Here is a 13,833-nt window from a genome sequence, read left to right as displayed (position 1 = left end):
AAATTTTTCCTCTCTTTTTAATAGGGAGGATTTTTTTGTTGCAGAAATTTCCAAATATGTTTATTATATTTTTTGCAAAAATATAGTTGGAAGTGAAACGATGAAGGTACCTGTTGCTTTTAAAGAAAAATATTTGCGCTTATTGGGGGAAGAAGCTGCCGCTTTTTTTACTGCGATTGAAGAGGAAACCCCTCAAAAAGCTTTTCGTATAAATCTATTGAAACCTGCGGCAAAGGAGATGCTGAAGGGCTACGTTTCTGAAAAGAAACCGGCGCCTTATGCACCTGAAGGCTATCTTGGGGAAGTCAGCGGAAAATCACTGCTGCACCAAGCAGGCTATGTGTACAGTCAGGAACCAAGCGCCATGATCGTAGCTACGGTTGCGGCAGCTCAGCCAGGAGAAAAAGTATTGGACCTTTGTGCCGCTCCCGGTGGAAAAACGACCCAATTAGCGGGACAAATGAAAAATAAAGGGTTATTAGTCGCAAATGAAATTTTCCCCAAACGAGCAAAAATTTTAGCGGAAAATGTGGAGCGTTGGGGAGCTGCCCATACGATCGTTACCAATCATGCCCCTCATGAATTGGTTTCTCATTTTCGTGGCTTTTTTGATCGCATTGTGGTGGATGCTCCTTGTTCTGGTGAGGGGATGTTTCGGAAAGATCAGCAGGCAATCAATGAGTGGACTGCTGAAACGCCCGAGGAATGTGCCAAACGGCAAAAAGAAATTTTGGCTTCGGCGATCCAAATGCTGCAAACAGAGGGGACATTAATTTATTCTACCTGCACCTTTGCACCGGAAGAAAATGAAGAAATCATCAGCTGGCTGGTAGAAAATTATCCTCTGACAATCCAACCCATTCATCAATTAGGTGTTTCCCACGGGCGTCCAGAGTGGGGCAGTGTAGCTGGCTTAGAAAACACGGTTCGGTTGTGGCCCCACAAAAATCAGGGAGAAGGTCATTTTGTTGCGAAATTAGTTTTTCATGGAAAAAATGAAGCCCCCAAAAAACGGAACAAACGCCAAACGAGTCTTGATCGTCCTGCGCAACAATTGTGGGAGAAGGTCAGTCATCAATTACCAGCACCTGTGCAAGGAAAGCTGACTGTTTTAGGTGACCAATTGTGGCTACTACCGGAAATGGCGCCTGATTTGAATGGGGTGCGTTTTTTGCGGGCGGGCGTTCATTTAGGCACTCTCAAGAAAAACCGCATTGAGCCAAGTTATTCCTTTGCGATGGCTATTCAGGAGCCGACAAACTATCCTCATCTTTCCTTAACGAAGGAAGAATGGGAACACTATGTGGCAGGTGAAACGATTCCTAAAGCCGGCAATGCCGGATGGGTCCTACTGTGTGTCGAAAAAATCCCGGTTGGTTTTGGTAAACAGGTGCAGGGAGTTATTAAAAATTTCTTTCCAAAAGGATTAAGATTCCACGCATCCTAGAGCTATCATTATTCATATTTTTTCCAATATGCTATCATAGAAGTAAGGATAAGGAGCTGATATGAATGAAAACTTCAACAAAAGTAACGATTGGATTAAGTATTGCTGCAGTAGCGGGAATCACAACGGTTGCTGTCGTTTCGGACAAATTGGTGAACAAATTGAAGCGTTCCACAGATCGCCGCAAGGTAAGGAAATTTGTTGATGACAAATTTCATGGCAATGAACGATTGCTGGATGTTGTGGATAATTTGACCGATGAGGATTTGGATTCATTGATGAATATCATGCACAAAATCAAAGACAGCCGTAAACAAATCTCTGTCTATGGTGAAAATGTCAAAGATACGACGGAACTGTTGCGCAATAAATTGATGAGCTTCATTGATTCCGTGTTCTAACCAATACTTTTTTCAAAACGCTTGATTCTTTTCCGATGATGTTACGGAAGCGGATCAAGCTTTTTTTGTCCAGTATTTCTTGGCTGTTCACCGAAAATTATGCTAAAGTAATTATCAGATTGATAAAATGAAAGGGTCATGGATCGGAGGAACCTTGTGGAAAAAGTCAGCACATTGAGTCAGGCTGAAAAAGAATTTTTTATGGAAGAAGCTATTAAGGAAGCCCATAAAGCAGGCGGGAAAAAGGAAGTTCCCATTGGTGCTATCGTCGTATTGGACGGCAAAATCATTGGACGTGGACATAATCTGCGGGAAGAAACCCAAGATGCCACGGCACACGCCGAAATGTTTGCCATTCGAGAGGCCTGTCGGGAGTTGGCAAGTTGGCGTTTAGAAGGTGCGCAACTGTTTGTCACCCTTGAACCTTGTACCATGTGCAGTGGAGCGATGCAGCTTTCCCGAGTAGAAGAAGTCTATTTTGGTGCGTACGATCCCAAAGGAGGAACAGCCGGAACTTTCATGAATTTGTTGGAAGATCAGCGCTTCAATCATTGGAGCTATGTTGAAGGCGGCATTTTGGAAGAGGCGTGCGGACAGCTACTGACAACTTTTTTCAGAGAACTGCGGGCAAAGAAAAAACAACGCCGACAAAATTCTTTGGAGAAAGACTAGCCAAAACTAGAAATATACGATATACTTATTTTTGCCGAAAGGCTAGGACAATGGTTGGCTTGTGAAGCGTGTCAGATCTGGAAGGAAGCAGCACTAAGCGAGTTCAGCCATGTGTCTTATTAAATAAGAAACCCAAAGAGCGCAAGGCTCTTTTTTTTGTCTCATGAATGACCAAAACAGAACGTGTTAAAAGGGGCTATCATCGGTCTTTTAACACGTTCTATTTTTGATTAAAAAAAGGGAACTAAAGAGAAATGCAATCATCGGCTAGCTCTTTATTCCTTTAAGGCGCGAGAGGTTTCTTTTATCAAAATTAGGTATGGCTGAGTTAGTTGGATTACTGGCAAAAAAAGACACCTGCGACTATAATAGAAAAAATAATCAGTCCATAAAATTGAGAAGAAAAGAAACGAGGCGAGCTGATGGAAAAAATCGTGGTTTTACATACCAATGATCTCCACTCTCATTTAGAAAATTGGCCGAAAATTCGGCGTTATATCGATCAACGAAAACGGGAAGTGAGTCAGGTAGGAGCGACTCCATTGGCCGTTGATCTTGGGGATTTTACAGATCGTTGGCATCCATTGAGTGAGGCAACGAACGGACAGGCAAATGTCCAACTGATGAATCAAATTCATTATGATGCAGCAACGATTGGCAACAATGAGGGAGTTGGAAATTCGAAAGAAGAGTTGGATCATCTTTATGATCAGGCGAATTTTGATGTTCTTCTTGCCAATTTGTATGATAAAACGACACTTCAATTGCCGTCATGGGCAAAGCCTTATAAAATCATTACTACCTCACAAGGAAGTAAAGTCGGTTTGATTGCTTTGACTGCACCTTTTCCTTTAACCTATGCGCCAAACGGATGGGATATCCGCCAACCGATGGAAATTTTGGCAAATTTGGCACGTACTTTGCGACCACAGGTGGATTTACTGATACTGATGAGTCATTTGGGAATTGAAGACGATCAACTGATTGCCAACGAATTACCGATGATTGATCTGATTCTCGGTTCCCACACGCATCATTTGTTCAAAGAGGGCAAAGTTGTCAACGGTGTTCAATTGGCTGCCGCCGGCAAATTTGGGCGATACATTGGTGAGGTGACGGTCATGCTTGATGATCAAAAACAAATTCTTCATCAAGAAGCACGGACGATTGAAACGTCAGATTTACCGGTTTTTCCTGAAGATCAAGCGGAAATTGACTATTATATGGAGGAAGGACACCGTTTGCTGAAAAATAAAGTCATGGCGGATCTGCCAGTTGAATTGTCTCTAGACCCTGAAGCAGAACATGCGCTAATCAAAGAAACACTAGCGGCAGTTAAAGAACGAGGAAAAACCGAGGCAGCACTGTTGAATACCGGTTTGTTTTTGGCGCCCTTACCAAAAGGAATCGTCGATCAAGACCAGCTGCATACTACTTTACCCCATCCGATGCATTTGATTCGGGTTACTTTGAAGGGAAGAGATGTTATCCGCTTGGTAGCAGAAATTGAAAAAAACCGTAATTTTTTGCGGAATTTCCCGATTCTGGGCATGGGTTTTCGCGGCAAAATTTTTGGACAAATCGTTTATGACGGCATTTTTTATGATGCCACGAATCACCAAGTATATTGGCAGGATCGTCCGATAGATCCGGACAAAGACTATCGACTGACCACGGTGGATCACTTGATGTTCGTGCCGTTTTTCCCTACCATCGAAATCGCCGGAACCCACGAATTTTTGTTTCCTGAATTTATTCGCAGTGTATTGGGCAACTACTTGCATGCTCACTATCCAATCCTATAAAAACAAGGTATAATGACAAATAGGTGGTGAAAAAATGTCAAAAGAAAAACAGCCTGAAAAGGCAACCGTGACAGACGAGCTGACCAGCGTGATCGAAGAAATTATTGAAGAACCTGTGAAACCCCAAAAAGGGGAAATCGTGACAACAATCAGCGATACAGATTTTATGATCGGCAGCCGTCAATACAAATTAGTTAGAAATCATCGTGAAGGGTTTGACCTTGAAAAATTGGGAGAACGCTACAGCGAGGTTTTAGCACGTTATGATTATATCGTTGGGGATTGGGGCTATGAACAATTACGGCTCAAAGGGTTCTTTGACACCGACAATCGTAAAGCTTTTCCCGATCAACGAATCGATACACTGGAAGATTATCTTTATGAATATTGCAATTTTGGCTGTGCTTACTTTGTGATCCAACGGGTAGGGGGCAAGAAAGAAAAAGGACATCCTCGACAACGACGAAAGAAGAGTCCAGCAACTGGAGAAAACCAGCAAGCCCATCTCTCTGAAAAACGTGAAGCGATCCCACAGCGTAAAGTAAAACCAGTAATCAAAAATCGAAAAGATAAAGAAAAAACGAAGAAAACGAATGACAACCGCCCCAAAGCTGGAAAAAAAGAGGGCTTCGTGATTCGTCAACGGGAAGATTAATTGATGACATATAAAGGATATTTGATTGATTTAGATGGAACGATTTATCTGGGAACCCAACCGATCCCAGCTGGCAAACGCTTTGTTGAAAAACTGCAGCAGCAAAACATTCCTTTTTTATTTGTGACGAACAATACGACCCGCAGTCCACAAACCGTGGCGGATCGTTTAAAGAATGAGTTTGATATCCATGTAGGAGCAGAAACAATCTACACTGCCAGTCTTGCAACGATTGATTTCATGAAGGACGATAACAAAGGTAAAAAAGTTTTTGTGATTGGTGAAGCTGGTTTGATTGATTTGATTCTAGCCGCCGGATTTGAGTGGGAAGAAACCAACCCGGATTATGTGGTGGTGGGCTTGGATAACCAAGTCACCTATGAAAAATTTGTACTGGCGACCTTAGCCATCCAAAAGGGTGCTACGTTTATTGGCACAAATTCAGACAAAAATATTCCTACCGAACGGGGACTGCTTCCAGGTGCCGGTTCTCTAATCAGCATGGTGGAAACTGCTACGCAGACTCAACCAATTTACATTGGTAAGCCAGAAGCTATCATTATGGAAAAAGCGGTGGAAAAAATCGGATTGGCCAAGGAAGATGTCATTATGGTAGGGGACAATTATGAAACCGACATTCGTTCGGGATTGAATAATGGCGTAGATACTTTGTTGGTGCTTTCCGGCTTTACGCCAAAAGCTGCGGTACCAACTTTACCTGTACAACCGACCTTTGTTTTAGATTCTTTGGATGAATGGATTATTGCAGATGAATAAATGGCAGGAACGACTGGGGATCGTATTGGTTTTTTTGACATTGATCAGTTTAGCAGGAATCTTGGCAATCAACAGCCGCCCCTTGTATGTTTGGGCGATTGACCACTTAGATATTCTCTCCTACACCGAGCTATCAAAAACCGAACTTCTAAAAAACTATGATTTGCTGATGAACTTTTTGAATAATCCCTTCAACGCAACCCTTTCCTTACCGGATTTTCCAATGTCCGAAGCGGGGCGCGGTCATTTCTATGATGTGAAAAAATTGTTTCTGCTGGATTATGGGATTTTTCTAGTGACGGTGATTCCCAGCGGTCTATTTTTCCGGCGTATGTGGAAAGAAAAACGGTTGTGGCGTCTGATCCGTCCTTTTCAATGGGGCATGGCGGTACCGGTTGTTTTAGGCAGCTTGATGGCAATCGGTTTTGATACTTTTTTTGTGAAATTTCATGAATTGTTTTTTGCAAATGACGATTGGTTGTTTGATCCGGTGACAGACCCGATCATCAATGTTTTGCCGGAAGATTATTTCATGTACTGCTTTATTTTAGCCTTCTTGCTGATTGAACTCTTTTTCTTTCTCGTCGTTTTAAGCGGCAAGCGGCAATTAAAAAAATAAAAAATGGTTAGCGATCCGTTTAAGGAATCGCTAGCCATTTTTGTTTTATTGGGTGATAGAGCTGGATTTTGTCGGGTGTTGATGGGCAAGGCGACTAGCAGCTGAAGCGGCGATTGCTCCCACGATATCATCAAGAAAAGTGTGAACATGTTTGCCGTCATGGGCGTTGAGTTCCTTCAAAATTCCCGGTTTGATTTTATCGATATAGCCGTAATTGGTAAAGCCGATTGATCCGTAAACATTGACGATCGACAGCGCCAAAATTTCATCGATGCCATAAAGCCCTTCATCTTCCGCAACGATTTCCTGCAATGGATCACAAAGCTTGCCTTCTTCCGCCAGCAGATCCAACTGAATACCGGTGATGATGGTGTTATGAACTTCTCGTTTTGTCAAAACGCTGTCTACACTTTCGATACATTGCTCCAACGTGATTCCCTCAATATAATCCTTTTGCAAAAATAAAACCAGCTCACCGATATCTTTGAGAGTCACCCCTCGAGATGCCAATAAGTTCCGCGCCTTTTCTTCTAAGGTATTTTTTTCAATAACCATGAAACGTCCTCCTCATTCATCTAGTAGTAGCAACTTTTTGTCCTTGTTTTTTCTTTTTAATAGTCTAAAGCAGGAGTTGATACCTTCTCATCAATCGTAGCGCATTCCCATTGTTGAATCAAATGAAAGAATCGTCAAATTAGTCAAGCTTTTTTTTCAGTTCTTCCCGTGCCGCAACAGCGAAAGGATGAGGAACCTGTAAATCTTCTCCGAACAGCCAATCGAGATAGCAAAGACAGCCGAGGGACATCGATTCTTTTAAAGCAAGCTGCAATTCAGATAAAAAAGGCGGAGTTTCTTGGCGATCCCAACGAATTTTATCTGCCAGGAAAACAACTTGATCTAGCGGTGTTGCATGAGATTTTAATGTAGTATGACAAGCAATAGCAGAAAGAATTTCTTCATCCTCGATTAAAAAACAACTCTCTGCCAAAATAGCCGATTGCTGCTGATGTAAAAGCATTGGCAGTTGTTTTTCTTCTGGGAGGATTTCCTTCCCCAATTCCTCATGAAAGAATAACCGTTGATCGTCAGGAATTACAATACTGATATCATGCAGCAAGCCAGCTGTATAGGCTACTTCTTGCGAAACACCAAAGTGGCTGGCAAGATGGCGGGCCTCCGATGCGACCGCCAGCAAATGAGGAAGGATCATCTCTGTCGGTATTTGATTTTTAAAAAGAAATTCTTCAATCTGGGAAGAAAGCGTTGCTGATTCAAAGGATTGTTTGTAATCTGCTAAAGTTTTCATTGTTATTCCTCTCCAAACAAACTACTGCTATGTCCTGGCTGGGTGCGGGTCTTAGGATCGATGTAGTGCAGTGCATTATTGACAGCCGTCGGGGCTTCACCAAAACCAGTCGCAATCAATTTGACTTTCCCGTCATACAACGCAACATCTCCGCAGGCATAAACACCGGGTATTGAAGTCTGCATCGTACTTTCCACGAAAATTCCTTGTCTGGTACTGTCTAAGCCCCAGTTTTTTAAATTTAGCGAAGAGGTAAAGCCGTAATTTACGATTAAATAATCCACGGCTAAATGGACACTTTCTTCTCCTTTGACATTTTGCAGGACTATTTCAGATAGGCGTTCGTCACCTTGTAACTCACTGATAACGTAAGGGGTTAGAATGTTGACAGAGGATTCTTTTAATTTGTTCACACTGTGTTCGTGTCCGCGAAATTCGGCCCGTCGGTGGATCAAGGAGACTTCTGTCGCAATCGGCTCCAACATCAATGCCCAATCCATTGCCGAGTCGCCACCACCGGCGATGGCAACTTTTTTGCCGGCATATTTCATTAAATCCGTGACATAATAGTCAATACCTGTAGCTTCAAAAGCTTCACTGCCGGCGACATTCAATTTACGTGGCTGAAAAGAGCCATTCCCTAAAGCCAGAATCACGGATTTCGAGTAATGGACTTCTTTGGTTGTCGTGATTTCAATCACATCATCTATCCTCTGAATACCCAGCACTTCTTCTTCCAAACGATAGGTGTGGTTAAACAACGTTAATTGTTTTTCCAAGTTTTTAACTAATTCGCCGGCTTTGATTTTTGGAGAACCGGGAATGTCATAAATATATTTTTCAGGATACAGGGTAGCCAATTGTCCGCCAAGTTGAGGCAGACTATCAATCAATTTGGTTTTTGCGTTACGCATACCAGCATAAAATGCCGCAAACATACCGCTGGGACCTGCACCAATAATCGTTACATCGTAGATATCCATTAAAAGCTCCTTTGTTCTTTTTTAGAAGATTTCTCAAAACCTCTTAGAAAAAACACGAGTGAATTAAAAACCCTTCATTCTAGTTGCATTATAACAAAAAAGCGAGAAAGAAACGTGGCAAAAAATCGTTTTTCTGCTATCATTAGGCTACATCAACTATGAGGAGGAGATTTTTTTGTCTCAATTTCCACAATTATCAGCAGAACATGCAACTGGACATCAAGCAACGATTAAAACGAACCGCGGGGATATCACCGTTCAACTTTTCCCTGAATTAGCACCTAAAACCGTGAAAAACTTTGTTGAATTAGCTAAAAAAGGCTACTACGACGGAATTATTTTTCACCGTGTTATCCCTGATTTTATGATTCAAGGCGGCGACCCAACCGGTACTGGCATGGGCGGTGAAAGTATTTACGGCGGCGATTTTGAAGATGAATTTTCAAAAGAACTGTTCAATATTCGCGGAGCCTTGTCGATGGCAAATTCCGGACCTAATACAAACGGCAGTCAATTTTTCATCGTGAACAATCAAAACGTTCCCGGCAATATGTTAGGCCAATTGGAAGGGGCAGGCTACCCTTCTGAAATCATCGAAGCATATAAAGCAGGGGGAACCCCTTGGTTAGACTTCCGTCATACAGTTTTCGGACACGTAATCTCCGGAATGGATGTTGTAGATGAAATCGCCAATGCTCAAAGAGGACCTCAAGATCGTCCTGTACATGATATTGTAATCGAATCAATCGAAATTACAGAATAAACGCAAAAACCGGACTCATTAGAGCTGTCACAGCCCTGAGTCCGGTTTTTATTTTATTCAGAAAAAGCTTCCGCAATTTGCTGAAGTCCTTGCGCCAAAATTTTACGAGGGCAGGCGATATTAAAGCGCATATGCTGAGTGCCACCCGGTCCAAAAGTGATTCCTGGATTTAACACCACACCGGCTTCATTAATTAATTTTTCCTGAAGTTGTTTGTCAGAAAGCTGAAAAGCAGAAAAATCCAGCCATAAGAGATAAGTACCTTCAGGTTGTAGAACTTTCAATTTGGGCATCTGATCACGAAAATAGTCGCAGGCGAAGGATAGATTTTCTTGAAGGTAGGTCAACAAGTCCGTCAACCAAACTTCTCCCTCACGATAGGCCGCTTCTGTTCCAATCAGACCAAATGTGTTGATTTGACTTTGTTCTGTTTTCTCCTGCTGAGTTGTAAAACGTTTTTTCAGTTCAGGATTTTTGATAAAGACCATCGAATTTTTGATTCCGGCCAAGTTAAAGGTTTTTGTAGCAGCTGTTAAAACAATTGAAAAGTCGGCAAAATCCGGTTGAACTGTATGGAAAGAAACATGATGATGAGGCTGAAAAATCAAATCTTCATGAATTTCATCACTGATTACTAAAACCTGATGCTTTTGGCACAGACGCCCGACTGCTTGCAACTCTTCTTTATGCCAAACCCGACCGCCAGGATTATGGGGATTGCACAAAATAAATAGTTTTATCTGATTATCCACGATTTGGGTCTCCATCGCCGCAAGGTCCATTTCAAAATGACCGTTTCTTTCTATTAGAGTGTTACGAACCAGTTTCCGCTGATTTGCGGTGACCATTTTGGCAAAAGGCGGGTACACCGGATCATGAATCAAAACGGCATCTCCCGGTTCGGTAAATGCTTGAATAGCAACGGCAATGCTGGGAACCACCCCAGGAGAAAACAAAATTTCTTCTTTCGCTATCCCATACCCATGTCGTCTTTTTTGCCAGTCAATAATAGATTGGTAAAGATTTTCCGGTGGAATGCTGTAGCCATAGATTCCTTTTTTTACAAATGTCTCCAGAGCTTGAGTCACCGGGCTGGGCGCCATGAAGTCCATATCGGCGACCCAAAAAGGCAAAAGCTTTTCTTTTTTATACGTCTGGGTGATGCTATCCCATTTGACACAGTTGGTATTCCGGCGATCATTAATTTGATCAAATTCCGTCATTTTTTCTGCCTCCCATCGAAGTCCAATGAGAACTTCAATTTTTTCTTTACTTACAGTATAATGAATTATGCAAAGAGAGGGAACCATATGACATATAAAATTGGACAAATTATAGAAGGAAAAGTGACCGGTATCCAACCTTATGGGGCATTCATTTCATTAGATGACCAAACACAAGGCTTGATCCATGTGTCAGAGATTCAATCAGGGTACACGAAAAATATCCATGATGTAATCAAAGTCGGTGAGGGGGTACGGGTGCAAATCATCGACATTGACGAATATTCTCAAAAAATCAGCTTGTCTCGCCGAACCTTAGAACCAACTTTCGTGCCGAATCGGACCCGACGAAAAAGATATTTTACAAATAAGAATAAAAAAATCGGCTTTGACAGCATCGAAAAAGCCCTACCTCAGTGGATCAGTGAAGCGTTGATGCGTCTTCACCAAGAGGGGACGAGAAAATGATTTTGTATGTTTTCTGAAAATATGCTAAAATCTATTCGTGTTAACAGATAAAACAATTGAGGTGGATATTTTGGAAGACAAGAAGGTCGCTGGTACTGTGATGTTACACTTGCAAAACGGCTCAAAGAAATTTTTGATGCATTCAGTTGGAGATACCATCGAGTTAGCATATACAAAATTTTCAAACGACCGCACAGGTTTAGCCAATATTTTACAACTATTAAAAGACACGGCACACTTGGATGTAAACAACTTGAATCTTGTTGAACTGACAAATGGACATATTGATGAAGAAAATATTCCACTTTTTGTTTTTGAAGCGGAAGAAGCAAAGCTGGTGGGGCTACTACCAGACGATTACCATTGGGAAGACCCAGAACGTTTCCAAAAAATCATTGAGGACTATGCGATTGAAGGCGTTCCGTTCTTCTGATAAGCAAAAAAAGCCGAATTCGGCTTTTTTTTTACATTTTTTTCACCCGGATATAGTCCCGCGAATTGTTATATTGTTTGCTTTTTATTCGATTTTTGAAAAAAAGTACTATAAAATATAGATTAGTTAGCAGAAAAGCGAATGATTAGGTTCATATTGGCAGAATATCTTTTTTTGGCAAGGCTAAAAAAAGTCTTTTTTTAGTTGACCAAAAGTTTAAGAAGTGGTAAATTAATCAACGGTAACAAAACAGCTCTTCAAAAAAACTTTTTCAGAAAAAAGTTAAAAAAGAGAGTTGACGAAACAAGAAACAGATGTTACTATAACAAAGTCGTCAAATGACGAAAGAAAATAAACCGTGATACAGCGTGAAATTTTCTTTTAAAAAGTTGTTGACAAATAACAGCTCGTTTGATAAACTAATCAAGTCGCTGTTAAGCAGCCGAAGAAAATTCGTTTTAAACACTTTGTTCAAACGAAAAAAACTTCAAACTTTTAGTTGACAATCACTTGTCAATCTGATATGATTTAAAAGTTGCTGAAACAACGCAGTAGACCTTTGAAAACTGAACAAAGCAAGCAAACGAACCAAAATGTGTAAGGTGCTTCTTTTAGTAGAAGCAACAGAAACATGCAAGCAATAAGCTAGCAAAACAAATGAGCTTAACGATCGCAAGATCGTGTTTAAACTTTATTATGAGAGTTTGATCCTGGCTCAGGACGAACGCTGGCGGCGTGCCTAATACATGCAAGTCGAACGCTTTTTCTTTCACCGAGATTTATCTCACCGAAAGAAAAAGAGTGGCGAACGGGTGAGTAACACGTGGGTAACCTGCCCATCAGCGGAGGATAACACTTGGAAACAGGTGCTAATACTGCATAATACGAAGGATCACATGGTCTTTCGTTGAAAGGCGCTTTTGCGTCACTGATGGATGGACCCGCGGTGCATTAGCTAGTTGGTGAGGTAACGGCTCACCAAGGCCACGATGCATAGCCGACCTGAGAGGGTGATCGGCCACACTGGGACTGAGACACGGCCCAGACTCCTACGGGAGGCAGCAGTAGGGAATCTTCGGCAATGGACGAAAGTCTGACCGAGCAACGCCGCGTGAGTGAAGAAGGTTTTCGGATCGTAAAACTCTGTTGTTAGAGAAGAACAAGGATGAGAAGAGAATGTTCATCCCTTGACGGTATCTAACCAGAAAGCCACGGCTAACTACGTGCCAGCAGCCGCGGTAATACGTAGGTGGCAAGCGTTGTCCGGATTTATTGGGCGTAAAGCGAGCGCAGGCGGTTTCTTAAGTCTGATGTGAAAGCCCCCGGCTTAACCGGGGAGGGTCATTGGAAACTGGGAGACTTGAGTGCAGAAGAGGAGAGTGGAATTCCATGTGTAGCGGTGAAATGCGTAGATATATGGAGGAACACCAGTGGCGAAGGCGGCTCTCTGGTCTGTAACTGACGCTGAGGCTCGAAAGCGTGGGGAGCAAACAGGATTAGATACCCTGGTAGTCCACGCCGTAAACGATGAGTGCTAAGTGTTGGAGGGTTTCCGCCCTTCAGTGCTGCAGCTAACGCATTAAGCACTCCGCCTGGGGAGTACGACCGCAAGGTTGAAACTCAAAGGAATTGACGGGGGCCCGCACAAGCGGTGGAGCATGTGGTTTAATTCGAAGCAACGCGAAGAACCTTACCAGGTCTTGACATCCTTTGACCACTCTAGAGATAGAGCTTTCCCTTCGGGGACAAAGTGACAGGTGGTGCATGGTTGTCGTCAGCTCGTGTCGTGAGATGTTGGGTTAAGTCCCGCAACGAGCGCAACCCTTATTGTTAGTTGCCATCATTTAGTTGGGCACTCTAGCGAGACTGCCGGTGACAAACCGGAGGAAGGTGGGGATGACGTCAAATCATCATGCCCCTTATGACCTGGGCTACACACGTGCTACAATGGGAAGTACAACGAGTTGCGAAGTCGCGAGGCTAAGCTAATCTCTTAAAGCTTCTCTCAGTTCGGATTGTAGGCTGCAACTCGCCTACATGAAGCCGGAATCGCTAGTAATCGCGGATCAGCACGCCGCGGTGAATACGTTCCCGGGCCTTGTACACACCGCCCGTCACACCACGAGAGTTTGTAACACCCGAAGTCGGTGAGGTAACCTTTTTGGAGCCAGCCGCCTAAGGTGGGATAGATGATTGGGGTGAAGTCGTAACAAGGTAGCCGTATCGGAAGGTGCGGCTGGATCACCTCCTTTCTAAGGAAAATATTCGGAAGACTTACACA

The 13,833-nt window shown here is 42.7% G+C and carries 14 protein-coding genes, 1 rRNA gene and 1 other RNA gene; 12 read left to right on the top strand and 4 right to left on the bottom strand.

Going from position 1 to position 13,833, the window contains the following annotated elements:
- The first annotated feature begins 100 nt into the window (after window positions 1-100).
- From BN1875_RS07310 to BN1875_RS07280, 8 genes are all read left to right on the top strand, one after another.
- Window positions 101-1,447 carry an RsmF rRNA methyltransferase first C-terminal domain-containing protein gene (locus BN1875_RS07310; RefSeq protein WP_048604206.1) on the top strand — a complete coding sequence of 449 codons (1,347 nt, stop codon included), beginning with the start codon at window positions 101-103 and terminating at the stop codon, window positions 1,445-1,447.
- Window positions 1,448-1,512: 65 nt separating this feature from the next.
- Window positions 1,513-1,848: a hypothetical protein gene (locus BN1875_RS07305; protein WP_048604205.1), complete on the top strand. Its 336-nt coding sequence runs from the start codon at window positions 1,513-1,515 to the stop codon at window positions 1,846-1,848.
- A gap of 156 nt (window positions 1,849-2,004) precedes the next feature.
- A complete protein-coding gene (gene tadA, locus BN1875_RS07300; RefSeq protein WP_048604204.1) occupies window positions 2,005-2,520 on the top strand; it encodes a tRNA adenosine(34) deaminase TadA in 516 nt (171 codons plus the stop codon).
- A 39-nt stretch (window positions 2,521-2,559) separates the two neighbouring features.
- An RNA gene (gene ffs, locus BN1875_RS13385) (signal recognition particle sRNA small type) lies at window positions 2,560-2,646 on the top strand.
- Between the two features lie 296 nt (window positions 2,647-2,942).
- Window positions 2,943-4,325 (top strand): bifunctional metallophosphatase/5'-nucleotidase, encoded by a 1,383-nt coding sequence (locus BN1875_RS07295; RefSeq protein WP_048604203.1) that lies wholly within the window; start codon window positions 2,943-2,945, stop codon window positions 4,323-4,325.
- A gap of 34 nt (window positions 4,326-4,359) precedes the next feature.
- Window positions 4,360-4,980 carry a YutD family protein gene (locus BN1875_RS07290; RefSeq protein ID WP_048604202.1) on the top strand — a complete coding sequence of 207 codons (621 nt, stop codon included), beginning with the start codon at window positions 4,360-4,362 and terminating at the stop codon, window positions 4,978-4,980.
- A gap of 3 nt (window positions 4,981-4,983) precedes the next feature.
- Window positions 4,984-5,757, top strand: coding sequence for a TIGR01457 family HAD-type hydrolase (locus BN1875_RS07285; protein ID WP_048604201.1), 774 nt, complete (start codon window positions 4,984-4,986; stop codon window positions 5,755-5,757).
- Entirely contained in the window at window positions 5,750-6,376 is a 627-nt protein-coding gene (locus BN1875_RS07280; protein WP_048604200.1) for a TIGR01906 family membrane protein, read from the top strand. The genes BN1875_RS07285 and BN1875_RS07280 overlap by 8 nt, the downstream gene beginning before the upstream one ends.
- A gap of 45 nt (window positions 6,377-6,421) precedes the next feature.
- Here the strand turns inward: BN1875_RS07280 and BN1875_RS07275 are convergent, their stop codons facing one another.
- The 3 genes from BN1875_RS07275 to BN1875_RS07265 all read right to left on the bottom strand — a co-directional run bounded on the left by BN1875_RS07275 (window position 6,422) and on the right by BN1875_RS07265 (window position 8,665).
- On the bottom strand, window positions 6,422-6,931 hold the full coding sequence (locus tag BN1875_RS07275; RefSeq protein WP_048604199.1) for a phosphatidylglycerophosphatase A family protein: 510 nt from the start codon (window positions 6,929-6,931) through the stop codon (window positions 6,422-6,424).
- 139 nt (window positions 6,932-7,070) lie between these two features.
- Entirely contained in the window at window positions 7,071-7,682 is a 612-nt protein-coding gene (gene yqeK / locus BN1875_RS07270) for a bis(5'-nucleosyl)-tetraphosphatase (symmetrical) YqeK (protein ID WP_048604198.1), read from the bottom strand.
- A gap of 2 nt (window positions 7,683-7,684) precedes the next feature.
- Window positions 7,685-8,665 (bottom strand): NAD(P)/FAD-dependent oxidoreductase, encoded by a 981-nt coding sequence (locus tag BN1875_RS07265; protein WP_048604197.1) that lies wholly within the window; start codon window positions 8,663-8,665, stop codon window positions 7,685-7,687.
- Between the two features lie 175 nt (window positions 8,666-8,840).
- Between BN1875_RS07265 and BN1875_RS07260 the strand changes: the two genes are divergently transcribed.
- Window positions 8,841-9,428 carry a peptidylprolyl isomerase gene (locus BN1875_RS07260; RefSeq protein ID WP_048604196.1) on the top strand — a complete coding sequence of 196 codons (588 nt, stop codon included), beginning with the start codon at window positions 8,841-8,843 and terminating at the stop codon, window positions 9,426-9,428.
- 53 nt (window positions 9,429-9,481) lie between these two features.
- On the opposite strand, the gene BN1875_RS07255 is transcribed toward BN1875_RS07260, so the two are convergent.
- Window positions 9,482-10,651 carry a MalY/PatB family protein gene (locus tag BN1875_RS07255; RefSeq protein WP_048604195.1) on the bottom strand — a complete coding sequence of 390 codons (1,170 nt, stop codon included), beginning with the start codon at window positions 10,649-10,651 and terminating at the stop codon, window positions 9,482-9,484.
- Window positions 10,652-10,738: 87 nt separating this feature from the next.
- On the opposite strand from BN1875_RS07255, the gene BN1875_RS07250 reads away from it, so the two are divergent.
- The 3 genes from BN1875_RS07250 (at window position 10,739) to BN1875_RS07240 (ending at window position 13,804) form a co-directional block, all read left to right on the top strand.
- Window positions 10,739-11,119 carry a CvfD/Ygs/GSP13 family RNA-binding post-transcriptional regulator gene (locus BN1875_RS07250; RefSeq protein WP_048604194.1) on the top strand — a complete coding sequence of 127 codons (381 nt, stop codon included), beginning with the start codon at window positions 10,739-10,741 and terminating at the stop codon, window positions 11,117-11,119.
- A 70-nt stretch (window positions 11,120-11,189) separates the two neighbouring features.
- Window positions 11,190-11,552: a hypothetical protein gene (locus BN1875_RS07245; protein ID WP_048604193.1), complete on the top strand. Its 363-nt coding sequence runs from the start codon at window positions 11,190-11,192 to the stop codon at window positions 11,550-11,552.
- Between the two features lie 692 nt (window positions 11,553-12,244).
- A 16S ribosomal RNA gene (locus BN1875_RS07240) occupies window positions 12,245-13,804 on the top strand.
- Window positions 13,805-13,833: the final 29 nt, after the last annotated feature.

Origin of the sequence: Enterococcus massiliensis (genome assembly GCF_001050095.1) — a bacterium.
Taxonomy (GTDB): domain Bacteria; phylum Bacillota; class Bacilli; order Lactobacillales; family Enterococcaceae; genus Enterococcus_C; species Enterococcus_C songbeiensis.
Note: the sequence above shows the minus strand (reverse complement) of the source record. Positions and strands in the feature narration are given on the sequence as shown.

What these genes read in the sequence shown, in the direction of transcription:
- BN1875_RS07265 (WP_048604197.1), bottom strand. Translation starts at nt 8,665, where the DNA reads ATGGATATCTACGATGTAACGATTATTGGTGCAGGTCCCAGCGGTATG.
- yqeK (WP_048604198.1), bottom strand. Translation starts at nt 7,682, where the DNA reads ATGAAAACTTTAGCAGATTACAAACAATCCTTTGAATCAGCAACGCTT.
- BN1875_RS07290 (WP_048604202.1), top strand. Translation starts at nt 4,360, where the DNA reads ATGTCAAAAGAAAAACAGCCTGAAAAGGCAACCGTGACAGACGAGCTG.
- BN1875_RS07250 (WP_048604194.1), top strand. Translation starts at nt 10,739, where the DNA reads ATGACATATAAAATTGGACAAATTATAGAAGGAAAAGTGACCGGTATC.
- BN1875_RS07305 (WP_048604205.1), top strand. Translation starts at nt 1,513, where the DNA reads ATGAAAACTTCAACAAAAGTAACGATTGGATTAAGTATTGCTGCAGTA.
- BN1875_RS07285 (WP_048604201.1), top strand. Translation starts at nt 4,984, where the DNA reads ATGACATATAAAGGATATTTGATTGATTTAGATGGAACGATTTATCTG.
- BN1875_RS07295 (WP_048604203.1), top strand. Translation starts at nt 2,943, where the DNA reads ATGGAAAAAATCGTGGTTTTACATACCAATGATCTCCACTCTCATTTA.
- BN1875_RS07255 (WP_048604195.1), bottom strand. Translation starts at nt 10,651, where the DNA reads ATGACGGAATTTGATCAAATTAATGATCGCCGGAATACCAACTGTGTC.
- BN1875_RS07280 (WP_048604200.1), top strand. Translation starts at nt 5,750, where the DNA reads ATGAATAAATGGCAGGAACGACTGGGGATCGTATTGGTTTTTTTGACA.
- BN1875_RS07275 (WP_048604199.1), bottom strand. Translation starts at nt 6,931, where the DNA reads ATGGTTATTGAAAAAAATACCTTAGAAGAAAAGGCGCGGAACTTATTG.
- BN1875_RS07310 (WP_048604206.1), top strand. Translation starts at nt 101, where the DNA reads ATGAAGGTACCTGTTGCTTTTAAAGAAAAATATTTGCGCTTATTGGGG.